The following is a 26,432-nucleotide window of genomic DNA, read 5'->3' on the forward strand; positions in this document are numbered from 1 at the left end:
ACCTTTACCTTACCCAAAAAACTTATCTGGAATTTATCATCTACGCACTTATAACACCATCGCCGCTATCCAACCAAATAATAATAACGGAATATTATAATGGAGAAAAGTAGGTATCACACTGTCTTTGATATGGTCATGCTGTCCATCAACGTTTAGACCTGAAGTCGGCCCAAGGGTTGAATCTGAAGCAGGAGAACCTGCATCCCCCAACGCGCCAGCCGTACCGATAATCGCAACGGTTGCTAAGGGTGAGAAACCCAGCGAAATACATAATGGTACATAAATCGCGGCCAGAATAGGAATGGTAGAGAACGACGAGCCAATCCCCATCGTCACGATGAGACCAAGTAACAACATAATAAAGGCCGCTATAGCTTTGTTACCAGCAAATAATGAGGTAGCCCCATCAACTAACGGTTGAATCTGCTCCGTCGCTTTCATCACTTCAGCAAAGCCCTGCGCGGTTATCATGATAAAGCCAATCATCGCCATCAGCTTAATACCATCATTAAAGACGGTATCGGCATCACGCCACTTGACCACGCCGGTCGCCATAAACACCCCGAAACCAAACATTGAACCGAGCAATAGCGAATCGGTATAAAGCTGTACTACAAAGGCAGTAACAATCGCTGCTAACGCTACCAGTGTTTTAAGCTTACTTTGTTTTTGAGCCTCAGCAGCCGTTTTGCTTAGCGCATCACCTTCTACCACGGCATCACGCGCTTCTTTATCGACTGTAAGCTGCTGATATTGGCGCGGCTTACGATAACTAATAAATATCGCAGTCAACAAACCCACGAACATACCCACTGCCGGAATTGCCATCGCTTTAGTAACCGAAATATTACTGACATCAATCCCAGCTTCACCCACATTTTTGAGCATGATTTGATTGAGATAAATATCACCAAACCCATAAGGAATGAACATATAAGTGGTCACCAAACCAAAGGTAATTAAACAAGCTATCAGCCGTCTATCAATATGCATGCGGTTAAACGCTAATAACAACGGTGGCACTAACAAGGGAATAAAGGCAATATGAATGGGGATTAAGTTTTGGCTAAAGCAGCTCATCATGACGAGACCGGCAAACAGCATATACTTAATCATACCGCTAGTGCCGCCAGCGTCGATACGCTTGATGACCGCACCTGCCAGCGACTGTGGCAGCCCTGAATGAGCAATCGCCACCGCAAAAGCACCAAGCAACGCATAAGACAGCGCAATTTGTGCACCATTGCGAATTCCCTCTTGAAAGGCATTTAAGGTATCGGTCATCCCGAGACCCGCTATCAGCCCGCCCGCCATCGCGCCAATTAATAAGCTTAGCACCACATGTACTCGCGCCAGTGACAGCCCCAGCATAATGACTACCGCCAGTAGCACCGCATTGATTGTCATGTTATCGCCCTCTTCCCTTGCATTTTTAGCTTATTGTTTAACTACTATTGTCTTTTCAACACTCTTGCCTTAGAGCCAAAAACGAATACTCACACTAACTTTTTAGCATGGCGCAGCACGCGTTTAAGACGCGCGCCAGTTTACCTGATTTTATAGCTAAAACCTATGCGCAGAACCTCGCAGGCATAGGTTAAAGTTTGCTTAAAGAAAATGATTGCACTATTTTAAATGTCACATTTATGGTTAAGGGGCTGCGATATGTAGCGGGTTTTGTGTAAAGTTGCTTATTTCAGGCACATAAGCAATATTTTCTATCCTCTTAAACCTTAAGCCTTGTAATTTTTGATGAGAGCACCATTTATCTAAACATGAACCACGAACTTGACTTTACAAGTCTGGTTAACGAGGAAGAGGTACCTATGAGTAAACACGAAACTAATATCGAAAATGATAACATCGAGCAGAATGATCTTGAGCAAGAAGCCCGCGAGACAGAAACGCTTGAGCAAGAGACCGTAGAAAAAGACAGCGTTGAAGAAGAAAATACTGATCCTGAGAACACACCTGTAGAAGCGGACGACGCTGAGACGGATAGCGCTTCAGATGACCCTGTAGATAGCTATCTACCGTTATTGGCACTACGAGATGTCGTTGTCTATCCGCACATGCAAATTGCGTTATTTGTTGGTCGTGCGCCATCCGTAAAAGCCGTTGAGCTAGCACAAGCCGAATATGGCAATAAAGTACTGGTCGTCGCCCAAAAAGATTCGCTAACAGAAGATATTGACCAAGACAACTTATATCAATACGGCACTGTTTGTCGCATCGTTAGCACCATGCCGCATGACAGCGATGAGAATTGCATTAAAGTCCTTATCGAAGGTCAATATCGGGCGCGTGTCGATACCATAGAGAACCATGATGAGCTGCTGATGGCGAGCTTTGAGCGGGCTGACCTTGATGTTCCCATGGATGACAGCCAGCAAAAAAACACGGTAAAAACGTTAACCGGTTTGTTCGAAGGCTATGCCGATGCGCGTCTGCGAAATGCGCGTGAGCTAACCCGTGTGGCAAAACGTATCGACGACTTGCTTGAGCTGGTATATTTCATCTCAACTCGCGTCTCTATGGACCTTGATGTTAAGCAGTCTTTTTTAGAAAACAACGACATCAAAGCGCATATTAATACTTTGACCGAATACTTAGTCAAACAAAGCGCTGAGCAAAATATTGAGCAAGATATTCAAGACGCTGTCCGTCAGCAAATGGAAGAAAATCAGCGCGAATACTTCTTAAATGAGAAGATGAAAGCCATTAAAAACGAGCTGTCAGATATGAGTGACGGCGCGTTTGATGGTGAAGATGATGTTGGCGAGCTTGAACAACGTTTAGAGAAGGCTGATTTGCCAGACGATGTGCGCAAAAAAGCAGAGCAAGAGTTTAAAAAGCTAAAAATGATGCCGCCTGCCTCCTCTGAGTCTTCAGTAGTACGCAACTATATTGAATGGATCTTGGATACGCCGTGGAATGCGACGACTAAGGTAACAATCAACTTAGAGAAAGCCAAAACTATCTTGGATGAAGACCATTATGGCCTGCAAGATGTAAAAGACCGTATCTTAGAATACTTAGCCGTACAGTCACGGGTTAAAAAGCTTCGTGGTCCAATTCTCTGTCTCGTTGGCCCTCCAGGTGTGGGTAAAACCTCACTGGGTGAATCAATTGCGCGAGCAACTGGTCGTAAGTTCGTCCGTATGGCACTAGGCGGCGTGCGCGATGAAGCTGAGATTCGTGGTCATCGCCGTACTTATATCGGGGCAATGCCCGGTAAAATCGTGCAGTCATTGGCGAAAGTAGAAGTCAAGAACCCGCTATTCTTATTAGATGAAGTCGATAAGATGGCGCAAGACTTCCGCGGCGACCCTGCTTCAGCCTTGCTTGAAGTATTAGACCCTTCACAAAATCACAGCTTTAATGACCATTATCTAGATATGGATTTGGACTTATCACAAGTCATGTTTATCTGTACCGCTAACAGTATGGATATTCCGCCGGCGCTCCTTGACCGCATGGAAGTTATTCGCTTGCCAGGTTATACCGAAGAAGAAAAAGTCAATATCGCGCAAAAATACCTAGTGCCAAAAGCCATTACACAAAATGGTCTCAAAGAAGGCGAGATTGAGATAGTAAAAGCGGCATTACATAGCATCGTGCGTAGCTATACGCGCGAAGCGGGCGTACGTAACCTTGAGCGTGAAGTGAATAAAATCTGCCGTAAAGTCGTCCGTGGCTCGGTCGAAAGTCATGGCGCGCGGGCTCCGAAAAAAGCAGAGCGCGAGCTGGTCGTAGTTGACGATACTAACATTGATGACTATCTTGGCGTCCATCAGTATGACTACGGTCTGGCGGAAGAAGAGCCTGAGGTTGGTCGTATTACTGGACTGGCTTGGACCCAAGTTGGTGGCGAGTTACTCACCATCGAAGCGGTAGCCATGAAAGGCAAAGGCGAGCTTGCATTTACCGGCTCCCTTGGCGATGTGATGAAAGAATCTATTCGCGCTGCCATGAGTGTCGTTCGAGCGCGTGGTGACAGCTTAGGTATCGATTACGAAACCTTTAAAACTACGGATGTCCATGTGCATATGCCAGAAGGCGCGACACCAAAAGATGGTCCATCCGCTGGTGGTGCGCTAACGACAGCGTTAGTCTCGGCCTTGACTGGTATTGCTATTCGCCCAGATATTGCCATGACAGGTGAAATTACCCTGCGCGGTAAAATACTACGCATCGGCGGCCTTAAAGAGAAGCTATTAGCAGCGCATCGCGGTGGCATCAAGCATGTATTGATTCCAGCGACCAATGAGCGTGATTTGGCTGATATTCCTGATAACGTTAAAGCCGGTCTGACCATTCAACCAGTCGCGACGATTGATGAGATATTAAAAGTCGCCTTAGTAAGTATGCCAACGCCATTGAAACCCGCTAAAGTAACTGTAGATACAACCTCTAAGAGAGCGCTACATAACTAAGTCTAATATGGATAGATGATTGATATAAAAAAGGCCGCAATTATGATTGCGGCCTTTTTTCGTGGTTGGTATTTGAAGTATATTTTACTTCTTTAAATTTTGATCATTTAAGTTTACTTTTTTATCTATTTAATTGTAACCGTCATATAATAAGGCTTTGGCGTATTGCCCTCGCGCGCTTGGTTGCGTGGTTGTAACACTCGAATGGTATGCTCGCCCGTTTTATCGAGTGTTACTGTCTCAGTGCTTAAATCTGGTGAATTAGTACCATAAAGTACAGGATATAAGTCATCGCTACCAACAATGGTAGCACTTACTTTTTGACCTTTTTTGGCATAAATTTGGTATTCACAGTATTTACTGCCTTTGATTGCCCCAGCTCGGCTCACATCAAAGCTGCCTTTTGCCATGCGCAACTCTTTGACACCGCAATCTGCCGTGTAATGCAAGTCACCACTTTGGCTAGCAGCCGAAGCCGTCGTTATGCCAGTACTCATCATTCCTACAGCCAGTGCAGTCGATCCAGCTAATGTAACCAATGATTTCATATTAATTCCTTATAGCAGTTATTGTAATAGCCGTTATTTTTATCAAAAATCATATTTTGTATAAGCGCTATTCTGCACTACTGCTACCCACTTAACCATTTTATTTCGTTAGCTTATCTTAAGCCTTTGTTAAGGGACTCTCCTTCTGTATTATATAAGATATGTTATCAGTGACTTACATATATTAACGCTTTGTTGCGCTTCTAATGAATATCTATCATCCATGCTTAGCTATACTGGTTATGAGTTTAATAAAGAATATAGCGAGTTTAGATATAGCTATATTTGTAGCAATACATTTAATGACAACTAAGAAAGCTAAATACAACCGTTAACGATGACGGAAAAATATTAATGGAGACAACAATGAAAAAAATTATGCTTGCGAGTGCTTTATTATGTGGTTCGGCTTTGGCGATGACCGGTTGCCAAAGCACCGAAGGTCAGCTGAAAACTGGCAACCCACTTAACCAGCCAGCCCTAAAATCAACACTCAAAACTACCGATGACAGCAATCAAGAAGTCGGACAAGTTTATCTACGTCCAGTTGATGGCGGTGTACAGGTCTATGGTAAGCTCATGAATATGACACCAGGTAAGACTGTGGCACTACACATTCACGAAACGGGTAGCTGTGATGTTATGGGTAAAGCGGCAGGTGGTCACTTTAATCCAGACAACCATCCCCACTCTAACCCAGATGACATGAATGGTCATGCCGGCGACTTACCAAACTTGACTGCTAATGATAAGGGTGTTGCGACTATTAACTACGTGAATAAGCAAATCTCTGCTGCTCAAGCAGGTAAATATAGTGTTTATCGTCGTGCCTTTATCGTTCATGCCGGTGCCGATGACTACACCAGCCAACCAGCAGGCGCAGCAGGTGACCGTATTGCTTGCGGTATCATCGAGGCAAACTAATTATCTAAGCAAACCTATCATAAAAGCTAGCTTAATATAATTAGACTTAAAAAAACCTCTTAGATGATCTAAGAGGTTTTTTATTGGGCGATTTTTAAATCAATTATTACTTATAACAGAAGGGCCTAGGCTGTTCTTGAATCACTCTTCTACCCATTCGCCTTTACGCCAGTACACACCCCAACGTGATGCCTTACCGTTTTTCTCAGAACCAATATACTGCTCTTTTTTCTTACGTGACCATCGCAGAATAGTTGGGTTACCCTCAGGGTCTTCGTCCGGCCCTTCAAACAGATACTGGAACTTATCTTCCATCTGATCTTTAATAACTCGCATTTCTGCCAGTTTTGGCGCACGCGTTTCGCGTACCTTAGGGAACTTAGACGCCGCTAAGAACATGCCAGCCGCTCCTTCGCGTAAGATAAAGTAATCCTCATGCTTAACTGATTTTAGCTCTGGCATGTGGATTGGGTCCATACGTGGCGGCGCAGGCTCGCCGGTTTTGAGAACCTTACGGGTATTATCACATTTCTGGCAAGCAAAGTACGGGCCAAAGCGTCCGGTCTTCAGTTCCATCTGTCCATCACACTTATTGCAGTCAATGGTTGGCGCATCTGAGCCAGGAATTTCGAACTTGCCTTCTTCTAAAATATAACCGTCACAATCAGGATTGTTACCGCAGATATGGAGCTTAAGCCCGCCATCGACGATATAGCCGTCCATTGCCGTTGCACATTTTGGACAGCGCTTTTTCTCCATCAAATCTTTGACTTCCGCAGCTTCGTCATCGCCTTCTCCGTCATCAAGATTGGCAAAAGCTTCGACCGGCATGAGGTTCTTGGTGCCTTTACAGCGCTCTTTTGGCGGCAAGTTATAACCCGTACAGCCTAAGAATACACCAGTAGAACCGGTACGTAGCTGCATCGGACGACCGCACAAATCACAATGAACATCAGGCACATCGGTTGGATCGTTAGGACGCATGCCATCTTTATCTTTAGCATGCTCAAGCTTAACTTTAAAGTCACCGTAGAAGTTATCTAGAACATCTTTCCAATCTTTTTCACCTTCAGCGACGCCATCCAGCTTGTCTTCTAACGCGGCGGTGAAGGTATAATCCATCAAGTCTGGGAAGCTTGCCGTTAATCTATCGGTGACGATATCACCCATTTTTTCAGCAAATAAGCGTTTGTTTTCTAACTTCACATAGCCGCGATCTTGAATGGTTGAGATAATTGAGGCATAGGTGGACGGACGACCGATACCTTTTTTCTCAAGCTCTTTAACCAAACTGGCCTCAGTAAAGCGCGGTGCAGGTTTGGTAAAGTGTTGGCTAGGATCTAGCTTGTCTAAAATAAGCTCATCACCTTTTTTGACATCAGGTAACAAGCTGTCGTCAGTTTTTGCTGGCGCTTGTACTCTAGTATAACCATCAAAGGTCATAGTACGCCCACGAGCCTTTAACTCAACATCATCAGCAGTTACGAATAAATTAACCGATAGATATTTTGCTGGCGGCATCTGACAAGCGACAAACTGACGCCATATTAGCTCATAAAGACGAATGGCATCACGCTCTACCCCCTTCATCTGGGTAGATTTCATATTAACGTCGGACGGACGAATGGCTTCATGCGCTTCTTGAGCATTTTGTTTATTACCGTAGAAGTTCGGCTTTTCTGGCACATATTTAGCACCAAAGCTGTCCTCTAGATAGCCACGAACCGCCGCCAATGCATCACCAGATAAAAAGGTAGAATCGGTACGCATATAAGTGATATGACCCGCTTCATACAGCCGCTGCGCCAAAATCATGGTCTTTTTCACTGAAAAGCCCAAACGCGTACTGGCTGCTTGTTGCAAAGTCGAGGTAATATATGGCGCACTGGGACGCGATTGGGTTGGTTTTTCTTCACGCTCTTTGACCAAATAGCTTGCTGATTTCAGAACGTCTAGTACTTTATCGGTCTGCTCTTTATTACCCAGCTTAAGGGTTTTGCCAGCTTGCTTGGTCGCCTCTAGACGGATACCGATTTGCTCAGCGTCTTTTGCACTGTTGTTGTTAAGGTCTGCGATATGAGTATCCGCAAAAATCTGCCAGTATTCTTCAGGGATAAAGGCGCGAATTTCATGTTCACGCTCAACCACTAAACGCATAGCGACCGACTGTACACGACCTGCGGACAGACCACGAGCGACTTTTTGCCAAAGTAGAGGTGACACCATAAAGCCAACGACCCGATCTAAAAAGCGTCGGGCTTGTTGCGCATTGACGCGATCGATATCAAGTTTGGATGGCTGCTTAAAGGCATTTTGAATGGCTGTTTTGGTAATTTCATTAAAAACCACCCGCTCATATTTACTATCCGCGCCGCCAATAACTTCTTTGAGATGCCAAGCAATAGCTTCCCCTTCCCTATCCATATCCGTTGCCAGATAGATTTTATCAGCGTTTTTAGCTAAGGCTTTTAGCTCTTTAATCACTTTAGTCTTATTGGGAAGTACTTCATAGACGGCATCCCAATCGTGCTCAGGATCAACGCCCATACGCCGTACTAGTGCTTGCTGCGTTTTTTGTTCTTTGGTCAGGCTCTCATCTTTTTTAGTCGCTGCCGCTTTTTTAGCGCCTTTACTGGCACCCACCGGTAAGTCGCGTACATGCCCAATACTGGAACGTACGATAAAGTCATCGCCAAGGTATTTATTAATCGTTTTTGCCTTGGCAGGTGACTCGACAATCACCAAGGATTTCCCTTTAGGATTCTTGGAGGCGGAGTCTGCAGATACGGAACTTTTTTTACTTGTGGTTTTTGCCATGTGTGACGACACCATAATGAATGGATTAAATATAAATAAGGAGGTATTAGCGTTGCCAATTATTATCGCTAAACATTTTATTATAAAGGCAACTGCTAATAAAAATTGGTCATAAAGCATGCAATAACTATAGAATTACTATACAACAGCGGTAAATTCATTAAGACGTTACACTGCTAAGAGTTGAGATGTCAACCGTAAATAATTATAGATGGCCCAAAATAGCTTACTTCTGGATAGTAAGTGCGACTAATAAATATCAATAACCTAGACTCTTATCATTTTTTAACCAAGTATTACTTAAAGGCTTTTATTGAGCATCCTACTACTAGCGCCACTATTATAATAAGCCGTCGCTTTGCCAATACTGTTATTAATGCTATTATCATCGTTAGCGCTATAGCGCGGGCTGGTCTGCATCTGTAAAGCCCACTGCTCCATCTGCACTTTAAGTGCCAATAAATCAGCTTCAATAGCGCTGGTCTTATAGTTAGGATTGGTCAAAGGGCGCACATAAGCGATATCTTCCCAGTACACCACAATACTATTGGCTTTAATCAATAAGGCTTTTATAAAGGGTTCAATAGACGCTGGCAACTCCAATGCTACTTTATCCAAATTAAAACTGGCAGACGACATAGCAGTAGTATTGGCAATGCCATTAATACTAGCATCGCTATCCGGACGCCATTGGCCATCAATCACCCGATAGCGCGTATAAGGCATCTGTACATTGTCCAGCACTAGGCCATATTGCCCCAGCATGCCGCGACCATATTCATTGTTTTTACCTTTTACCCAATCCGGACAGGCAACCAGCTTCGGATTGAGCTGTAAGCGCCGCGCAGTCATACGCAGCTTATCCAAGCGCTGGTCAATGCCGTTAGGTTTGAGCGCCATCATACTCCCATATACGAATAGTACAATGGCAATAACAATCCATACACCCATGATAGTTTGGCCTTTTAGCTGGATTAAAATGTTGCGGGTAAAAGAAGATAGCAGGTATTCATAATGAGCACAAACGATTATAAATCAAGCGTTGCTCTCTCATTTATAATAAAAGCACCATTATTAACAGTTCAATATCAGTCACTTAGCAAGCGTAAATAGTTTCTTACTATAACAAGATGCAAAAAGTTGCTACGCGCAAAAAGTGCTATGATAAATCATAATTTTAAACGCACGCAGGTTTATTATGACTTATATTGTTCAACTAATCTCATCATTCAAGCCTATGATGAAAAAACCTACTGTCAAATCAACTGCCGCGTTGAGCTTGATGTCGGCAGCACTAGTGACGTTATCAGGCTGTGCCACCACTCAAAGCTTAACCCCAGAGCAGTGTCAAGCCAGCAACTGGCAACAAGTCGGCTATAATGATGGCTCGCGTGGACGTTCAGGCGCATACTTTGGGCACTATACCAATAGCTGTGCCAGTGTCGCCGGTGCAACGCCCAATCGTATGCTGTGGGAACAAGGGCGCCAGCAAGGGCTCAAGAAGAACTACTGTACTGAGCTGAGTGCTTATAAGCATGGCCGCGAAGGCTATGATTGGCAGCCAGTCTGTCCACTCGAAGGCATCGATAAGTTAGAAGAAGCCTATGCGCAGGGACGCTATTATTATATCCGCCAACGCGACCTCGATAACTTACGCTCACCCTCTCCATTTGGTTATGGGCATGGGCGTCTTGGTTACGGTTATCACCCCTTTGGCTATGGCTGGTAAAAACTAAATTGGTGAAAGCCTAAAATAGAATAAAGGAAACCTCGCAAAGTAGACTTTGCAAGGCTGGAGGTAAGTTTTATTATTTTATTTGTTCTTCTTATTATCTTAGTTATTTTTTTATTAATAGCAGGGCTGGTTTATGTGACCAGCTTATTTATATAAAAAGCTACTCATTTACAAAGGCTATTTTGCTAAGTCCCGCTTGACTGGCAGAGGCCAATACTTGTGCCACCGCGTCATATTTACTTTCTCTATCCGCCCGCAGCTGAATAGCAGGGTCGCTACCACTGGCACTCTCTTGCTGCAAGCGACTATCTAACTCTTCGATACTAATAGGATCGCTATCCCAAAAGATACCGGCATCTTTGTCAATGCTGATTTGAATCACTTCTGGCGGCTGCTCGTTGACTACTGCGCTGGTCTTGGGCAAATCTAACGGCACGGTAGGATTTAGAACGGTAGCGGTCAATAGAAATATAATCATCAATACCAACATGACATCGATAAGCGGAATGAGGTTCATCTCATTCATACTTTGCGCGTCATCATCACCTAACTGAAATGCCATAATAGTCTCAATCGTGGGTCATTTTTCTATATGAATTTAAGCTTGTATAAAGGGTTGCTTATAGAACTATTTCTAGCACAATTAATTATAAAGCTATTAACTTATAACAGCTGACAATAGCCCTGAACCAGCCTTATGAGCGTGAGGTCACCGAGTTCTGATAGCCTGCATTTTGCTTAGTATTGTTCACATTAGCCGTTGCTACATTGGCTGCCACCTGCGGCTTAACTGCTGGCTGCTGAGCTTCTGTTAACTCGGCAGTTTTTGCCAATAGCTCATGGGCTCTATCATTGGCATGGTACATGACACTACGATTAATACGTACGGCAAGGTTATAAAACACCACCGCTGGAATAGCCACGGCAATCCCCAAACCCGTCATAATGAGTGCTTCACCCACTGGCCCGGCCACTTGTCCAAGCCCTGCTTGTCCGCTAACACCGATATTATGTAGCGCATGAAAAATACCCCACACTGTACCGAACAGTCCGATGAATGGCGCAATGGCAGCAGTCGTCCCTAAAATAGGCAAACCACGCTCACTGTTATAGCGATAACGGCCGATATGTTGCAGTAAGGCTTGCTCGGTAACCAAACGCCGGGCTGCCGTATCTAATCCTGCTAATGCTGAACGCTTTTGTTGAATAGCCTGACTCAAGTCATCAGCCACTTGGCTTGCAAGCTTGCGGCTTTGTAGTACGCGGATAATCCCTGTCACCCAAGAGAGTAACGACAATACCAGCAGTATAAAAAACAGCCCTTTGGTCACAATATCGCTTAATTGCCAGTAGCTTGCAAAGTCCATGTCAGACTCCTTAATGAGTTGTACAATCACATGAAGACGTTGCGACTATCGCATCTGCTCTTATCATGAAAAAGTTATAAATGAATGTTTTTTAATAAAGTTGCTAAAAAATTAATAAAAACAAAATAAAGAATTAATAAACAGTTATTAGGGCACTGCATAGCTGATGGGTAAAGTCACATTGCCGACCACTGGCACCCCATTTTTCTTAAAGGGTCTAAACTTGCCAGAGCGAACTTGACGCTGCGCTTCCCTATCTAAAATAGCGTTACCAGAAGATTTTGCCAAACTAACGCTATCGATGCCACCTTGCTTGTTCACTCGTAGTACCAATACAAGGTTAAAGGTATCGCCCGAACGTGCGCTACGTTTGGCACGATCAGGAAAGCTAAAGTTAGGCGCGGCGGCCCAATTGGCATTACTGGCATTGAAGTTGACCGGTGTATTGCTGGCATCAGCATCGGCTTTCGCTTCGGCATCAGCTTTCGCTCTAGCATCTGCATCGGCTTGAGCATCACGAGCACGTTTTCTAGCGGCGTTTCTAGCAGCATCCTGCTCTTGTGCTGCCAAAGACCTAAGTTGATCATCAGTAGTTGTCGTACCGACTCTAGGTTCTTGTGAAAACTTTTGACTGGGCTGATTCTGACTGACGAAAGGCTCTGACTCTATTTCTTTAGGTTTTGATACCGTATTAGGCTTTTCAGGCTTGGTTTCTTTCACTATCGTTTTTGTTGTGGTGTTTACAACGGGCGGCGTTTCCGGTTCAGGCTTGGCTTCAACCACTGGTTCAGGCTTGGCTTCTGGTTTAGGTTCGACCGCTGGTTCAGGCTCGGTTTTAGGTTCTAGGCTAGCCTTAGATTCAGGCTCAGACGCTGAAAGTGGTTCGGTTTCTATATTTTCTTGAACCTCTTCAACATCTTGTTGAACCTTTGCAACCTCAGTCTGTACTGGTTCAGACTCTACAGCTTCTGTCTCTACTGGTTCAGGTATTATTTGTTCAATTTGTGGTACTTCGGCAGGTAGCGTCACCATTTGTATTTCGATAGGGGCCGGCGTATTGTGCACTTCATCTATAGGTGATGGTGGTTTCATGGCCACTAATGCCATCGCGGTAAGCAAATGTAGCCCCACAACGGCACCAATCGCTATTAATGTCAATTTACGTGGCGGCGCGTTAAAATTGGTTGAGCCCATAACACCCTAACAGTTAGCTGAAATCAAAGTGGCTTAATATTAATACAAACGATAACTATTATCAATAAAATAATAAAACTATTACTGATCTTTGTACTTATTCACTTATAAAAAACGCTCTCAAAGCTTTTAAAAATGGTCAGCACACCGTTTATCTATCCTGTAAAACACTGCTTTTATTATAAACACAAACCTTATTATTAATGGCAATCGTTATCATTATCATTGATAAAAATTATTATTTCCTTTATTATAGGCAATATCAGTTTACTCTTATGCATGATGTCAGCCATGACCAACCAAGCTTAGTTTATAGCATTAATAACAGCCGATGAGCATTGTTTTAGCATCCTATTTATAATGCTAAGCGGGCTCTTTTCCTTTTTATACCTTGCCGGCGTTTTATAAGCGTACTGGTTATAACCTGTAATATACCGAGTGTTTTATGTTGATCAATACCCTAGCCACTGCTAATTCAGCAAGCCCTTCGTTATTCAAACGTCCTCTATTAACAGTAGTGACTGCCGCATTATTCGCCAGTATTAGCTTGACGGGCTGCTCATCGCCTGAATCTAGCGATTCTACACCAGCAGAGACTAAGGTGGAAAATGACACCCCTAATGTGTCAGATAATATTGCTAATAACGATGCGGTCTCTATTGCCTCCGTTGAGGTTGATACGGTTAAAGGTAAGGTAAGCTTACCGATGAATCCATCGCCTATTGTGGTGTACGACATGACGTTGATGCAGGATTTGGCAGCGCTTGATGTGGCTATCGATGGTAAACCAAGCGGTCTACATTTAAATAACTTACAATCAAAAGTACAACCCGATCCAAAAGAGGTGGGTACCATATTTGAGCCGGATTTTGAAGCACTGAATGCTATGAAGCCGCAAGCTATTTTAGTCGGTTCGCGTATGGCTGAAAAATACAATGAGCTATCAAACATTGCGCCAACGCTTGATATGAGTATCGATACTGCCAATATTTATGAATCTAGCAAGCAACGCTTACATGACTTAGGTGCCTTATTTGGTAAAAGTGATCAAGCGCTAAAGCTACAACAAAATATTGATGGCCTCATTGATCAAAATCAAAAGTTAACCAAAAATAAAGGTGATGGCTTGGTGGTGATGGTTAACGGTAACAAGCTGTCAGCATACGGCGATAAGTCACGCTTTGGCTTTGTACATACCATACTTGGCGTACCGATGGTTGACAATCAAATTAAAGATGCCAATCATGGTCAGCCAATCTCGTTTGAATACTTGCAAAAGACCAATCCAGACTGGTTATTTGTGGTTGACCGCAGCGCCGCTATCGGTGAAGACAGCGCAGGTGCCAAAGCAGTATTAGATAATCCATTAGTGGCACAAACCACCGCCTGGAAAAAAGACCAAGTGGTCTATCTTAGCCCAGATTCTTATTTAGCATTTGGTGGCTATCAGCAGTGGATGCAAGACTTGACGGCTATCAAAACTGCCTTTAGCGCTGCTCAGTAGTCGTTATAGTCGTGAATTATGTAGGCTATAAATAGTTATGTCGTTATTTTCTAATCGTAGCAATGATAGCGTTATTGCTGAGCCTGGCGATAGCAATTCCTTGCCAGCTCTTCCAACATGGCGGCGGCGCGGTTTTAGCAGCAGTGGCGCTAATAAAAGCCGCCGCGCTACACTACCACCATGGTTGATAAACACAGGAAGCCTCATTGTAATGGGGCTTTTAGTGTTGCTAAGTTTATCTATTGGGGTAGCTGACTTTTCATGGTCTGGTATCTTTCATAGTCTGATTAATGGGAGCGCTAACTCAGACAGCTCGCTGATGCTGGTCAGCCGCTTGCCGCGTACTATCGCTATTATTTTGACCGGTATTGCGATGGCCGTTGCTGGCATGATTATTCAAGTAGTGCTCAAAAACCGTTTCGTTGAACCGTCAATGGTTGGCGCCACTCAGAGCGCGGCACTGGGTTTATTAGTGGTCAGTCTCTTCTTTCCTGCCAGCGCGCTTATTATCAAGATGAGTGTAGCTACTATCACTGCGGTGTTCGGCATGATGCTGTTTATGCTGCTTATTCACCGTATTCCGCCGACTGACTTTTTGATGATTCCACTTATTGGTATTGTCTTTGGTGGGATTATCGATGCCATAACGACCTTTATTGCTTATCAAACTGAGACTTTACAGATGCTCAGCGTTTGGCAATTCGGTGACTTTTCAGCCGTATTAGCAGGACGCTACGAGCTGCTGTGGCTAACCGGTGGTCTGTGTGTCATCGCTTATATTATTGCTGATAAGCTGACTATCGTTGGCTTAGGCGACAATATTGCCCTGAACTTAGGTATCAGTAAGCGCCATGTGACGTGGATTGGTGTTGGGATGGTTGCAATGATGAGCGCGGTGGTGGTGGTCACTGTTGGAGTCATTCCTTTTATCGGTCTGATTGTTCCTAATATCGTCAGTCGAATAATGGGCGATAAGCTCAGACGTAGCTTGCCAGCGGTTGCCTTACTGGGGGCTTCAGCAGTATTGCTCTGCGATATTATTGGTCGCTCTATTCGCTATCCTTTCGAAGTTCCTGTAGCGACAGTCTTTGGTGTGGTAGGTACGGTGGTGTTTTTATGGCTGTTATTACGTGCGCCTGCGGAGCCATAAAAGCCATAAAATCGGCGATAAGTTATTAGAGGCTTGGTATTATCTAGCAGTAAATTAATAAGCACTTATCCAGGCAGCCATACAGGCGTTAATGGCCTATTTATCGTCTTTTCGTCGCCTTATTTGTCCTATATTCTTATAAGACTAGCTTTATACCATCAGCCTTACAGGATTCGCGCATGCGCTCACCTTCTGCCTCTACTACAACAGATATGGATACTCATATTGAGTCATCTGAGCATGCCAAGTTATTAGGATTTTGGGCAAGGCTGTGGTTGGCAATCACTCAACATCCAAAATCAATTGCTAGCGTTATTTTATTAATCTCAGCCATATTATTTTTGACTGTTAACGTTAATGGTTATTGGGACTTTGCACTGCCATTACGTGGTAAAAAACTATTGGCATTAATGGTAGTTGGCTATGCGATTGGGGTGTCAACTCTTCTATTCCAGACCTTAACCCACAATCCTATTTTGACCCCGTCTTTACTCGGCTTTGACTCGCTATATGTATTACTGCAAAGCTTATTGGTATTTTTCTTAGGCTCCATAAGCTATACCAGTATTAATCCGATAGCAAAGTTTGGGCTTGAGATTGTCTTGATGTTTGGCGCGTCGTTGCTACTGTTTAAACTACTGTTCTCGAAGAGCAGTCAAGATTTAACACGGCTCATTTTAGTGGGTGTTATTTTTGGGGTGCTATTTCGTAGCCTATCGGCATTGATTGCACGACTGATTAATCCTGATGACTTTGTGGTTGTGCAATCGGCCAGTTACGCGCAGTTCAATACGGTTAATCCTGACCTACTTAGTATTAGCGTCATAATTTGTGCGATTAGCGCTGTGTTTGTCTGGCGCTGGCGTTATCAATTTGATGTATTAATGCTAGGTAAAGACCAAGCGATTAACTTAGGTATTAATTATCAACGCTTGGCTTTTGGGCTATTAACCGTTATCGCTATTTTAGTAGCGACCGCTACGGCATTGGTCGGTCCAGTGACCTTTTTTGGGCTATTAGTCTGCGCCTTGACCAATAGACTCGCCCGCCATATGTATCATAGTGAGCGGCTAATACTGGTCAGCTTAGTGGCCATGATTTGCTTGGTATTAGGCCAAACGGTATTCGAGCAAGTATTAGGTATGGCTGGGGTGTTATCAGTAGTCATTGAGCTAGCAGGTGGTTTGGTATTTTTAGTATTAATATTTATGACCCATCGCCGCTAGCGCTTAATTAATCGTATTTGGCACTATAAATAGGCGTACTTGACATTATCAATAAGAAACCGCTTAAAACGTATTAAAAATTCAGCTTAAAATAAGAGCGACTATGATTAAAATAAACAACGTATCGCATCATATCGGTAAGCAGCAAATTCTGCACGACATCAGCTTATCGTTGCCAAGCTCACAAGTAATTGCTCTTATTGGCCCTAATGGAGCGGGTAAGTCTACTTTATTTTCGGTGATGTCCCGCCTGCAACCGTTGCAAGCAGGACAAGTTAGCTTTGCTGAGCACAATATTGTCAGCTGTAATGCGCGTACCCTTGCCATTACAGTCGCTACGCTGAGCCAAGACAACCAAGTCCAAGGGCGACTGCGCGTTCATGAGCTATTAATGTTTGGGCGCTACCCTTATCATCAAGGCCGCCCGACTGCCAACGACCATCAAAAGGTCGATGAGATTATAGAGCGCTTTGAATTAGAGCTATTAGCCGATCGTTTCTTATCTGCTCTATCTGGCGGACAACGCCAGCGAGTACTAATTGCGATGATTGTCTGTCAAGATACGCCTTATTTACTACTCGATGAGCCGCTTAATAGTTTGGATATGTATCACTCTGGACGCTTGATGCGTGAGCTACGTGAGTTAAGTCATACTCAACAAAAAACGGTGGTGATCGTCTTGCATGATATTAATCAAGCCGCACAGTTTGCCGATACCGTAGTGACTATGAAAGACGGTCAAGTAATGGCAACTGGACGTCCAGTTGATGTTATCACCCAAGAAACCATGAAAGAGCTTTACAACGTGGACATCACCGTTCTTAAGCATCAAGGTCGTCCGGTTATTGTCGATAGCTTTTAACCTTTTATAAGTAAAAATCAGTATTAAACCCCACATAAAAAGACCGCCTATAAAATATAAGCGGTCTTTTTATTACCTAGAATCAAAATAGTGTCGTTTAGAATTGATAGGTTAAAGACGCTTTAATATTACGGCCTGGCTCAAAGTCAGTACGCAAGTAACCATCATCAGGGCGTGGCTCAATGATGCGTGACGCGTGGCTGGCATAAGTTTCATCAAAGATATTATATACCCCAAGCGTGGCCTTTAGGCCATCAACTTGTTTTGGCATATAGCTCATAAAGATATCATGCACATCATAGTTAGGCTTTTTAAGTTCTACTTTTTCAGTATTAGGTGTCAGCGCGGTGACGTAAGTACTGCGCCAGCCAAGCTCGGTGGTATCCGTTGGCTCATAAGCTAAGTTAACCATATATTTATCACCAGAGTCAGAGCTACTACCGCTCACTGAAGAGATACTATAGCCAGTTTCCTTGCCCTTACTGCGTGCTCTTGCATAGCTTAGACCCATACTGAAGTTATCGACTTTATAATCGGCTGCGAGCTCTACCCCTTTAATCTTATAGTCTTCGTCTTTATTGATAACACCCTGACAACTGCCATTCAGCTGTCCTGTATTACAATCTAAACCAGGGTGACGACCACCTTCTCGAACAAATTCAATGTAGTTCTCAATATTAGTCTCAAAATATTTACCACTCAGTTGTAGGGCATCATCGGCGGTGGTCAGACCGCGCAAAGTTGTCGCAATACCTACTTCCGCGTTATCGCCTTCTTCTGCCTTTAAGTTACTATTTACATAGGTATCATTACCATCTTGGTTAAAAATAGCTTGGCTTAAGTCTGGGCCATTAAATAACTGGGTATAGCTGGCAAATACTTGCGTGCGTGGCGCTATCTCATAGCTGGCGGCCAGTGCACCTACGACATTGTTATAAGTTTTTCCAGCAGACACAAATTCAGGGGACTCATAGCGGTCATAACGTACGCCAGGGGTCAAAGTTAATTTACCCATCTGCCACTGATCTTCTAAATATACTGAAGTGTTTTTTGCCTCATCAGTACCCGTCTTAATGAAATCTCGCGACATCTCAGACTCTTTTTTATAATGCTCAGCACCAGCAATCAGCTTGTGCGTGCCGGGTATGCCATTGATGATGCTGCTATCGATGACACTGGTATTTTGGATTTTAGCGCCTGTGGTTTTGACCCCCGCCTCCCAATCAAAACCGGGGTTTTCAATGTAATCCGTGTCTCGTGAAATTCGAGTTTTTGATTGATACACATTGGCATCGACATCTATTAAGCTATTTATTGGGTTATAGGTATAATCTAGCGCATAAGTATCACGTTTGACCTTTTGCGGGAGAATTGGGTTCCAGCTATCAGGACCGGGAAGACCGGGGCTCGCTGGAAAATCTGGACGTAGCGGGAATCTTCCTTTATTTTCGGTACTACTAAAGCTGGCACCAACATGATGATCATCTTCAATATAGGCACCGGCTTTTAACAGGATATTCTCACCCTTACTGTCTTCGGTTTGAATCTTGCGACCATCACCATCTTCACCAGCATTCGCATCACGCTTACCATAATAAGCCAATAGGTCAATATTCTCTGTTGGTGCCGCAAAAACGGTTCCTGATGTCAACAGCTCGTCATTATTACTAGCATAGCCAACATGTACCTTGGCACCAATTTTCTGACCTGGTTTAAGCAGGTCTGCGGCGTCGACGGTTTTAAAGGCAACCGCACCGCCTAAGGCATCATTACCTAGCGTGACGGAGTTATTACCGACTGATACATCAGCTTGTTTTAATAAATCTGGGTCAATAGTGACATCGCCCATATGGTAGAACATAGCCCCTTCTTGACGGGCGCCATCAATCGTTATCTTTAGATTGGTATCATCAAGCCCGCGAACCCGTATACGCTGATTGACTGCCGAAGTGCCACCTACTGAGGCCCCTGGAACCACGTTCAAAAAGTCACTTAAATGATCTGCTTGCTGAGCGGGCGTATAGTCATCGATATAAACCTGATCTTCTTGAACCTCTTTTCTAGCCGACTTATTTGCCGTAACCGTAATCGTTTGCAGTGAGGTGTGCATCTCCTCTTCAGCACTAGCTACTTGTGAGCCTAAGACAGCGGCTATACCTACTGACAGTACGGTTAATCGACTAGAAAATATTGCTTCACGCATAACATACTCACTTTATATGACTATAAAAACCTAAGAATTTTTTACAATGTGGCTACTCAATAAAATCTTTACTGAGTATTGACCTGCAAATTAAGGGATGAAATTAAATACTGTAAACGCTATTGTGAATACAAATGATAATAGTTAGCATTTGAAAAAAACATAATAACGAATTGTTAATAAATTAGCAACATTTGAAATAAAAAAATTTAATTCTATAGTAATTACTTAGCGATTGACGCTTAGACGAAACCTATTATTGACGATGTAACTATTATTAGCTTACTCAGTAGCGTGGGGTATATTCAATTATCTTGGCCAAGCTCAATGTTTATTGAACCAAATTTCTTATGTTAATAGTTAGCCGATTATCTCAACCCTGTTCATACTCTCGTTTATAGTGTACTTTTCATTTATTTGCAGAATATATAGTGATTATAATATTTCATATATAGAGTTTTATACTCAATAACTACCGGTGATGAACGCTGCATTTTTGGCGATTAAAGGCTTAGAAGTTAAAATAAGCATTGCAATAGCTCACCCTTTCACTATACCCTAGGTAGAGCTGACCAATTAGTCAGGTTTTAATCTTCGCTGATCAATAAAAATAGTCAATAATCATTCATTATTTTTATTAATTAGCACAAGGACACGTGCGTATTTTTGCTGAATTTATAAGATTAGATGGATAGGCAATACGGTAGGTTGAATATTGAAACGGAATTAATATTAACCTTCGCATTTACCATGTTGCCTGAGACCCTCAGCATAGATAGGACTGTAAAGTTATCTTAGGAGTAAGAAGTCATGAGCGAAAAAGCTCAAGGAAATCCGGATTTATTATACGGACTGCATGACCGTCCCGCCCCTGCCAAAGCATTTTTAGGGGCAGTACAGCACGTACTTGCCGCTTTTGTCGGTATTATTACCCCCTCGTTAATCATTGGGGGTGCCTTAGGTTTAGGAGAACACATTCCCTACCTCATCAGCATGTCGTTGATGGTATCTGGGGTGGCTACCTTTATCCAGACTCGCAAGGTTGGCCCCGTGGGTTCCGGCCTTATGGCACTGCAAGGAACCAGCTTTGGTTTCTTAGCCGCGGTACTCGCCGCCGGTTTTGTAGTAAAAAATAAGGGCGGTAGTCCTGAAGAGATTCTCTCTGTCATCTTTGGGGTCTCGTTTCTTGGGGCATTCATTGAGATATTCTTAAGTCAATTTATTACCAGACTTAAATCGTTGATGAGCCCTATCGTTACCGGTTGCGTCATTGTCACCATTGGTCTGTCATTGACCAAAACCGGTCTGACCGATTTGGCGGGCGGCGTTGGTGCTGAGAACTTCGGTAGTATGGAGAACCTATTACTAGGCGGCGGTGTACTGGTGAGTGTGGTACTGATCAGTATCATCAATAACAAAGTAATTCGCTCGAGTGCTATCTTTATCGGTCTGATGCTAGGTTTAATTGCAGCCATGTTTATGGGACGTATTGATTTCTCATTAGTCTCTGAAGCCCCTATATTTACTATACCAGTCCCTTTTAAATTTGGTTTTGGTTTTGACTGGCAGGCTTTTATTCCTATTGCTTTTATGTATGTCATTACCAGTATTGAGACCTCAGGTGACTTAACCGCGACCTCAATGATTTCAGGCGAGCCTATTAAAGGTCCTATATACGAAAAACGTATCAAAGGCGGTGTTTTAGGCGATGGTGTCAACTCAGTAATTGCCGCCACGTTTAATACTTTCCCAGTAACCACCTTTAGCCAGAACAACGGCGTGATTCAAATGACTGGTATCGCCAGTCGCTATGTTGGCCTTTATGTGGCTGCTATCATATTCACTATGGGTCTGTTCCCCATCCTTGGTGCCATCTTTACCCAGTTGCCGAAGCCAGTCGTTGGCGGCGTAACCCTATTGATGTTCGCAACCGTAGCAACCGCTGGTATTCGCATTTTATCAACGGTTAACTTTACCCATCGTAATATCTTGATTATTGCGACCACGCTAGGTCTGTCAATGGGTATTGCCTTTGTCCCGGATGTACTGGCACAAACGCCACAACTGTTCCGTAACATCTTTGGTTCAGCAGTAACGATGGCAGGTGTCGTCGCTATCACGCTTGATATTATTTTACCGAAGAACTATGGCGCTGAATATGATACTCCAGAGCAAAATGAAGAAGAGGGTGTCGTATTGGTTAAAAAAGCTTCTTAAAGAATTTAGGCTTATTACTTAACTAATAGTTAATAAACTAAGTAATTGGTTTATAAAGAAGAAGCGCAGTAGATTGATGCTACTGCGCTTTATATACGGCCTATCGATACAGACCCTAATACGACTGTTATGATTAAGGCGTTTTTATGTGGGTATTTTTATAAGCTGGAAGTTAGATAGGTATGAACAAGGGAACTGTTATAAACTAAAATTCACTGCGAACTGACAGCTATGAAATAACTGACATTATAAAAGTTGGCGCATTACTTGACGCAATACTCCTTTATTCAAGTCCACAACCGCGTAAAATAAAGGGCACTAAAAAGTCAGCAGCACGCGCTTCATCTTGCTTATCGTAAGCCTTTTTTTCCATTAAGCCGACGATTTCTGTTTCAAATTCAGCATAACGCTGGGTGGTGGCCCAGATTAAAATCAATAGTTGTAGGGGGTCAGTAATACCTATTTTACCTTGCTGGTGCCATATTTTCATCACTTCTGCTTTATCAAGCGCCCATTCTTTCATGGTTGTGGACATAAAGTCATGCAAATGCGGCGCACCGCCGATGACCTCAACGGCAAATAGTTTATGTCGATTGGGATGAGCAAAGGCTTGATGCAGTTTGGTACGCACGAACTTTTCAATGACCGTTTTAGGATCACTATCGACGGTCATTGTGACCAAGCCCTCATTCCATTCTTGAATAATAGAGCGCAGCACTACCTTATATAGATTTTTTTTATTTTTAAAATAGTAGTGAATATTGGCTTTTGGTAGTCCAGCTCGATCAGCGATACCTTGCATGGTCGCGCCGCGATAGCTGCGTAAGACAAACTCTTCTTCTGCAGCGATTAAGATGATAGTCTGATTATGCGCACGAATCTCTGGCTGACTGCGATGAGCAGAAGCAGAAGCGCTTGTAGTATTGGCATGTTCATTTTCATTCATAATGGTCATAACTTAGGCCATTCGGCATTTTTAGTAAAAAAAAGCCATATTCCTGCTAGTAATTACAATAAATACTATTTTTTATGGAACATAGCACGACAAATTGAAATATTTTGTATAAAATAGTTGACCATCTGGTCAGGTTTTAGCACAATAGGTAATATAAACCAATTGGTTCTTAATTAGTATCACTTTAGCATATGATTTATCAGGTTAGACTCTAAGACTGTTTTACAGAACACGTTGTCTCCTAATAAAGAACGTCGCCACATAATAAAATTAGTTTACAAGATAATATTAATTTACATGCGACTAGCATTATGTAAAGGGATTGCTATATCATCATTGCTGATAGCCTCTAGACGAGGCAGGCTTTTATATCAAAAGAAAAGGATGTCCTCATGAGCTTAACGTTACCCCAATTTAACAACCTATCCCAAGAAGATGCCACCGTGCAACTTTTAACCTGTTGCACCAGCGCCAGCTGGGCACGGAATCTTGCTAGCGCGCGTCCCTTTTCAGATATCGACGCTCTGCTTGCCTCTAGCGATGAGGCCTGGAACCAAGCGCAAACCAGCGAAGCCAATTTAATTGAGGCATTCGATGGCCACCCACAAATTGGTAATGTTGCTTCTTTAAAAGAGAAATATCGTAATACGCAAGATAGCGCCGCGCATGAACAATCAGGTGCGAACGATGCAGAAGACCAAGTACTGGAAGCGCTTGCACAAGGCAATCAAGATTATCTCGATAAGTTTGGCTTTATCTTCATTGTATTCGCAACCGGTAAAAGCGCACAGCAAATGCTGGATTTATTGCTCGCCCGTCTTCCTAACGACCGCGCTACTGAACTTACTAATGCCGCTGCTGAACAAAATAAAATCACTAGTTTACGCCTACAAAAACTATTTGGCGCGGCTTAACCGATTAGATTAATACCATATACTTGATGTTTATTAAATAAAAGCATCCTAAAAAATGCGATGCATAAGCATCGACAATTACTTTAATACCATACAAAGGAAGCATTATGTCAGCCACCCTATCATCACACATTTTAGACACCCACCTTGGTAAGCCTGCCGCTGATATCGCAGTTACGTTACATCGCATTAAAGACGGCGGCGAAGCCACTTTACTGGCCAATGGTACAACCAACAACGATGGCCGCGTTGCACCAGACAGCTGGGAATTTGATTCTAACGTCGACAGCGCTGAGTGTAACTTAAGTACGGGTCGTTATACCTTGACCTTTGACACTCAGTCTTATTTTGACGCGCAAAAGCTAACCGCGTTTTACCCGCAAGTTGTGATCGACTTTGTGGTGAGCGACGCCACTCATTATCATGTCCCGTTATTACTTAGCGCCCATGGTTATGGCACCTATCGCGGTTCATAGTTTTAAATTGCTTATCAGGGATATTTAAAACCTGATAAGCACCTAAAACTTAAAACTCAGTTATTTTTTTATTATCTGAGAAAACTTTTTATCACCTAAGAACATTACTAATAGCTAACTCTGGTAGTTTGATTCCTTATTTTAATATATTGATTCAACGAATTGCTTATTGATATAAAGTCGTTTAATTTTAGCTACTTATATGGATGATATCGTAGCAATTAATTTGTATATATCTAAGCCGGCACCTCAACCGTTTGCCTCATTATGTTGGTATCACTAGATTGTTATACCAACATAATGCGCAGCCGCCGTTATCACTTACCAAGACATAGCAACACAAAAGGACACCTGCTGCATGGCATATTATCTCGACTGGTTAAGTCTATTCTTCCGCTGGTTTCACGTCATCGCTGCGGTGGCATGGATTGGCGCTTCATTTTACTTCATATGGTTAGATATGAGTTTACGTAAACCGCCACAATGGAAAACAGATAAAGGTATTTCTGGTGACCTGTGGGCGGTGCATGGTGGTGGTTTCTATGAAATTGCCAAATATAAGCTCGAACCTGAAGAAATGCCAAAAACGCTGCACTGGTTCAAATGGGAAGCCTATACCACCTGGCTAACCGGTATGGCGATGCTGACTATCGTCTATTACGCGAATGCTACTGTGTATCTGATTGACCCAAGCAAAGTCGAATTTACCAAGGTTGGCGCTATTGGTGTCAGCTTACTGTTCTTGTTCGGTAGCTACTTTATTTATGAAGTCATTGTGCGTAGCCGTTTAGGTAAGAACGCACTGGTCTTTAGTGGGTTAATCTTTGTATTAACGGTTATCGCGACTTGGGGTTCTTATCAGCTGTTCAGTGATCGTGCTGCGTTTATTACTGTTGGTGCCATTTTAGGTACAATCATGGTAGGTAACGTGTTCTTTGGTATTATGCCAGCTCAGCGTGCCTTAGTAGATTGCGTACGTAAAGGCGTAAAACCAGGTAAAGAAGTAGCAGATTTGGCACTAATGGCCAGAAACCGCTCGCTGATGAATAACTACTTTACCCTACCAGTTATCTTTATCATGATCAGTAACCACTATCCAATGATGTATTCACATGCACATGGTTGGTTGGTATTGGTCTTTGTCGGTATCATCACAGCAACCGCTCGTCATTACTTCAACCAGAAACACTTGGGTCACAGTAAACCAGGTTATTTAATCGTTCCTGCGATAGCAACGGTACTTCTCATTATCTGGATGCGTCCTGCTCCGATTGAGGCACCACCTGTTTCTCCAGTAAAGTCTGCTGTACCAGTAACTGCTGAGACTGCAGATACTACACCACCAGCTACTGACGGCAGTGATGCTACTGATCCAGCTGCCGGTGCAGATGCCGTCCCTGCGACTGCTGATACTGCAACTGCTGAAGCGGTTCCAGCTTCTGCCTCAGGCGATGATGCCGTTATGGCTATTGTCCATGAACGTTGCACCACTTGTCATGCTCTACATCCTACACACGAAATGTTCAATGAGCCACAAGCAGGTATCATCTTGCAAACGTCCGACGACCTGAAAACTCATAAAGATAAAATCGTGACTGCGGTACAAACCAAATACATGCCATTTGGTAATCTTACTAATATGACTGATGAAGAGCGTCAGCAACTTCTAGCGTATACCTCAGCCTTGTAATTTAGAATCACGATTTGCAAATAAGTGGTTTATTAATAGCTGGTCTAAGTGACTGGCTATTAATATTATGTAGGATCTACGCCACGCGGTAATATTATTAGCCCGTGGCGTAGATTTATTATATTTTATAACCCTGTTATCGTTTTCTATATTTTGCAATATTATCAATATCTTAGATATTATTACGTACATTACGTTTTAGTATTCAGCT

The 26,432-nt window shown here is 43.2% G+C and carries 20 protein-coding genes; 11 read left to right on the forward strand and 9 right to left on the reverse strand.

The genetic code is table 11. The features are described from left to right. Positions 1 to 48 precede the first annotated feature (48 nt). Positions 49 to 1,410, reverse strand: a complete 1,362-nt coding sequence (locus tag JMY06_RS03095; RefSeq protein ID WP_227672130.1) for a Na+/H+ antiporter family protein — start codon at positions 1,408 to 1,410, stop codon at positions 49 to 51. Positions 1,411 to 1,829: 419 nt separating this feature from the next. Between JMY06_RS03095 and lon the strand changes: the two genes are divergently transcribed. Further along, on the forward strand, positions 1,830 to 4,439 hold the full coding sequence (gene lon / locus JMY06_RS03100; protein ID WP_201616121.1) for an endopeptidase La: 2,610 nt from the start codon (positions 1,830 to 1,832) through the stop codon (positions 4,437 to 4,439). A gap of 125 nt (positions 4,440 to 4,564) precedes the next feature. Here the strand turns inward: lon and JMY06_RS03105 are convergent, their stop codons facing one another. Next, a complete protein-coding gene (locus JMY06_RS03105; RefSeq protein WP_201529631.1) occupies positions 4,565 to 4,987 on the reverse strand; it encodes a hypothetical protein in 423 nt (140 codons plus the stop codon). Between the two features lie 366 nt (positions 4,988 to 5,353). Here JMY06_RS03105 and JMY06_RS03110 point away from each other — a divergent pair, with 366 nt between their 5' ends. Further along, positions 5,354 to 5,911, forward strand: coding sequence for a superoxide dismutase family protein (locus JMY06_RS03110; RefSeq protein WP_201529629.1), 558 nt, complete (start codon positions 5,354 to 5,356; stop codon positions 5,909 to 5,911). A 141-nt stretch (positions 5,912 to 6,052) separates the two neighbouring features. Here the strand turns inward: JMY06_RS03110 and topA are convergent, their stop codons facing one another. After that, the gene (topA, locus tag JMY06_RS03115; protein ID WP_201616123.1) at positions 6,053 to 8,728 is read right to left on the reverse strand and encodes a type I DNA topoisomerase; all 2,676 of its coding nucleotides are present in this window, start codon (positions 8,726 to 8,728) and stop codon (positions 6,053 to 6,055) included. Between the two features lie 300 nt (positions 8,729 to 9,028). After that, positions 9,029 to 9,679: a hypothetical protein gene (locus JMY06_RS03120; RefSeq protein WP_227672131.1), complete on the reverse strand. Its 651-nt coding sequence runs from the start codon at positions 9,677 to 9,679 to the stop codon at positions 9,029 to 9,031. A 247-nt stretch (positions 9,680 to 9,926) separates the two neighbouring features. Between JMY06_RS03120 and JMY06_RS03125 the strand changes: the two genes are divergently transcribed. Then, a complete protein-coding gene (locus tag JMY06_RS03125; protein ID WP_227672132.1) occupies positions 9,927 to 10,457 on the forward strand; it encodes a DUF2799 domain-containing protein in 531 nt (176 codons plus the stop codon). 166 nt (positions 10,458 to 10,623) lie between these two features. Here JMY06_RS03125 and JMY06_RS03130 read toward each other — a convergent pair whose 3' ends face one another. From JMY06_RS03130 to JMY06_RS03140, 3 genes are all read right to left on the reverse strand, one after another. Then, positions 10,624 to 11,025 carry an ExbD/TolR family protein gene (locus tag JMY06_RS03130; RefSeq protein WP_201616125.1) on the reverse strand — a complete coding sequence of 134 codons (402 nt, stop codon included), beginning with the start codon at positions 11,023 to 11,025 and terminating at the stop codon, positions 10,624 to 10,626. 133 nt (positions 11,026 to 11,158) lie between these two features. Continuing rightward, positions 11,159 to 11,830: a MotA/TolQ/ExbB proton channel family protein gene (locus tag JMY06_RS03135; RefSeq protein WP_201529623.1), complete on the reverse strand. Its 672-nt coding sequence runs from the start codon at positions 11,828 to 11,830 to the stop codon at positions 11,159 to 11,161. A 147-nt stretch (positions 11,831 to 11,977) separates the two neighbouring features. Beyond that, the gene (locus JMY06_RS03140; protein ID WP_201616127.1) at positions 11,978 to 13,024 is read right to left on the reverse strand and encodes an energy transducer TonB; all 1,047 of its coding nucleotides are present in this window, start codon (positions 13,022 to 13,024) and stop codon (positions 11,978 to 11,980) included. Between the two features lie 445 nt (positions 13,025 to 13,469). Between JMY06_RS03140 and JMY06_RS03145 the strand changes: the two genes are divergently transcribed. The 4 genes from JMY06_RS03145 (at position 13,470) to JMY06_RS03160 (ending at position 17,766) form a co-directional block, all read left to right on the forward strand. Next, on the forward strand, positions 13,470 to 14,528 hold the full coding sequence (locus tag JMY06_RS03145; RefSeq protein WP_201616129.1) for a siderophore ABC transporter substrate-binding protein: 1,059 nt from the start codon (positions 13,470 to 13,472) through the stop codon (positions 14,526 to 14,528). 37 nt (positions 14,529 to 14,565) lie between these two features. Continuing rightward, positions 14,566 to 15,678 carry an ABC transporter permease gene (locus tag JMY06_RS03150; protein WP_265087860.1) on the forward strand — a complete coding sequence of 371 codons (1,113 nt, stop codon included), beginning with the start codon at positions 14,566 to 14,568 and terminating at the stop codon, positions 15,676 to 15,678. A gap of 179 nt (positions 15,679 to 15,857) precedes the next feature. Next, positions 15,858 to 16,904 carry an iron chelate uptake ABC transporter family permease subunit gene (locus JMY06_RS03155; RefSeq protein ID WP_201616131.1) on the forward strand — a complete coding sequence of 349 codons (1,047 nt, stop codon included), beginning with the start codon at positions 15,858 to 15,860 and terminating at the stop codon, positions 16,902 to 16,904. A gap of 103 nt (positions 16,905 to 17,007) precedes the next feature. Beyond that, positions 17,008 to 17,766, forward strand: a complete 759-nt coding sequence (locus tag JMY06_RS03160; protein ID WP_201529613.1) for an ABC transporter ATP-binding protein — start codon at positions 17,008 to 17,010, stop codon at positions 17,764 to 17,766. Positions 17,767 to 17,863: 97 nt separating this feature from the next. Here the strand turns inward: JMY06_RS03160 and JMY06_RS03165 are convergent, their stop codons facing one another. Continuing rightward, positions 17,864 to 19,969 (reverse strand): TonB-dependent receptor domain-containing protein, encoded by a 2,106-nt coding sequence (locus JMY06_RS03165; protein ID WP_201616133.1) that lies wholly within the window; start codon positions 19,967 to 19,969, stop codon positions 17,864 to 17,866. Between the two features lie 810 nt (positions 19,970 to 20,779). Here JMY06_RS03165 and JMY06_RS03170 point away from each other — a divergent pair. Further along, positions 20,780 to 22,186 (forward strand): uracil-xanthine permease family protein, encoded by a 1,407-nt coding sequence (locus JMY06_RS03170; protein ID WP_201528123.1) that lies wholly within the window; start codon positions 20,780 to 20,782, stop codon positions 22,184 to 22,186. Positions 22,187 to 22,469: 283 nt separating this feature from the next. Here JMY06_RS03170 and JMY06_RS03175 read toward each other — a convergent pair whose 3' ends face one another. Beyond that, positions 22,470 to 23,141 carry a TetR/AcrR family transcriptional regulator gene (locus JMY06_RS03175; RefSeq protein ID WP_227672133.1) on the reverse strand — a complete coding sequence of 224 codons (672 nt, stop codon included), beginning with the start codon at positions 23,139 to 23,141 and terminating at the stop codon, positions 22,470 to 22,472. A gap of 392 nt (positions 23,142 to 23,533) precedes the next feature. Between JMY06_RS03175 and uraD the strand changes: the two genes are divergently transcribed. From uraD to JMY06_RS03190, 3 genes are all read left to right on the forward strand, one after another. Continuing rightward, a complete protein-coding gene (gene uraD / locus JMY06_RS03180) occupies positions 23,534 to 24,055 on the forward strand; it encodes a 2-oxo-4-hydroxy-4-carboxy-5-ureidoimidazoline decarboxylase (RefSeq protein ID WP_201616134.1) in 522 nt (173 codons plus the stop codon). A 107-nt stretch (positions 24,056 to 24,162) separates the two neighbouring features. Next, the gene (gene uraH, locus JMY06_RS03185) at positions 24,163 to 24,531 is read left to right on the forward strand and encodes a hydroxyisourate hydrolase (protein WP_201616135.1); all 369 of its coding nucleotides are present in this window, start codon (positions 24,163 to 24,165) and stop codon (positions 24,529 to 24,531) included. Positions 24,532 to 24,889: 358 nt separating this feature from the next. Then, a complete protein-coding gene (locus JMY06_RS03190; RefSeq protein WP_201616137.1) occupies positions 24,890 to 26,221 on the forward strand; it encodes a urate hydroxylase PuuD in 1,332 nt (443 codons plus the stop codon). The last annotated feature ends 211 nt before the right edge of the window (positions 26,222 to 26,432 follow it).

Origin of the sequence: Psychrobacter urativorans, from assembly GCF_904846675.1 — a bacterium.
In the GTDB taxonomy this organism is placed as follows: domain Bacteria; phylum Pseudomonadota; class Gammaproteobacteria; order Pseudomonadales; family Moraxellaceae; genus Psychrobacter; species Psychrobacter urativorans_B.

Coding starts and splice junctions, on each gene's coding strand:
- uraD (WP_201616134.1), top strand. CDS start 23,534: ATGAGCTTAACGTTACCCCAATTTAACAACCTATCCCAAGAAGATGCC.
- JMY06_RS03110 (WP_201529629.1), top strand. CDS start 5,354: ATGAAAAAAATTATGCTTGCGAGTGCTTTATTATGTGGTTCGGCTTTG.
- JMY06_RS03105 (WP_201529631.1), bottom strand. CDS start 4,987: ATGAAATCATTGGTTACATTAGCTGGATCGACTGCACTGGCTGTAGGA.
- JMY06_RS03165 (WP_201616133.1), bottom strand. CDS start 19,969: ATGCGTGAAGCAATATTTTCTAGTCGATTAACCGTACTGTCAGTAGGT.
- JMY06_RS03170 (WP_201528123.1), top strand. CDS start 20,780: ATGAGCGAAAAAGCTCAAGGAAATCCGGATTTATTATACGGACTGCAT.
- JMY06_RS03125 (WP_227672132.1), top strand. CDS start 9,927: ATGACTTATATTGTTCAACTAATCTCATCATTCAAGCCTATGATGAAA.
- uraH (WP_201616135.1), top strand. CDS start 24,163: ATGTCAGCCACCCTATCATCACACATTTTAGACACCCACCTTGGTAAG.
- topA (WP_201616123.1), bottom strand. CDS start 8,728: ATGGCAAAAACCACAAGTAAAAAAAGTTCCGTATCTGCAGACTCCGCC.
- JMY06_RS03190 (WP_201616137.1), top strand. CDS start 24,890: ATGGCATATTATCTCGACTGGTTAAGTCTATTCTTCCGCTGGTTTCAC.
- JMY06_RS03175 (WP_227672133.1), bottom strand. CDS start 23,141: ATGACCATTATGAATGAAAATGAACATGCCAATACTACAAGCGCTTCT.
- JMY06_RS03155 (WP_201616131.1), top strand. CDS start 15,858: ATGCGCTCACCTTCTGCCTCTACTACAACAGATATGGATACTCATATT.
- JMY06_RS03160 (WP_201529613.1), top strand. CDS start 17,008: ATGATTAAAATAAACAACGTATCGCATCATATCGGTAAGCAGCAAATT.
- JMY06_RS03130 (WP_201616125.1), bottom strand. CDS start 11,025: ATGGCATTTCAGTTAGGTGATGATGACGCGCAAAGTATGAATGAGATG.
- lon (WP_201616121.1), top strand. CDS start 1,830: ATGAGTAAACACGAAACTAATATCGAAAATGATAACATCGAGCAGAAT.
- JMY06_RS03135 (WP_201529623.1), bottom strand. CDS start 11,830: ATGGACTTTGCAAGCTACTGGCAATTAAGCGATATTGTGACCAAAGGG.
- JMY06_RS03095 (WP_227672130.1), bottom strand. CDS start 1,410: ATGACAATCAATGCGGTGCTACTGGCGGTAGTCATTATGCTGGGGCTG.
- JMY06_RS03120 (WP_227672131.1), bottom strand. CDS start 9,679: ATGGGTGTATGGATTGTTATTGCCATTGTACTATTCGTATATGGGAGT.
- JMY06_RS03150 (WP_265087860.1), top strand. CDS start 14,566: ATGTCGTTATTTTCTAATCGTAGCAATGATAGCGTTATTGCTGAGCCT.
- JMY06_RS03140 (WP_201616127.1), bottom strand. CDS start 13,024: ATGGGCTCAACCAATTTTAACGCGCCGCCACGTAAATTGACATTAATA.
- JMY06_RS03145 (WP_201616129.1), top strand. CDS start 13,470: ATGTTGATCAATACCCTAGCCACTGCTAATTCAGCAAGCCCTTCGTTA.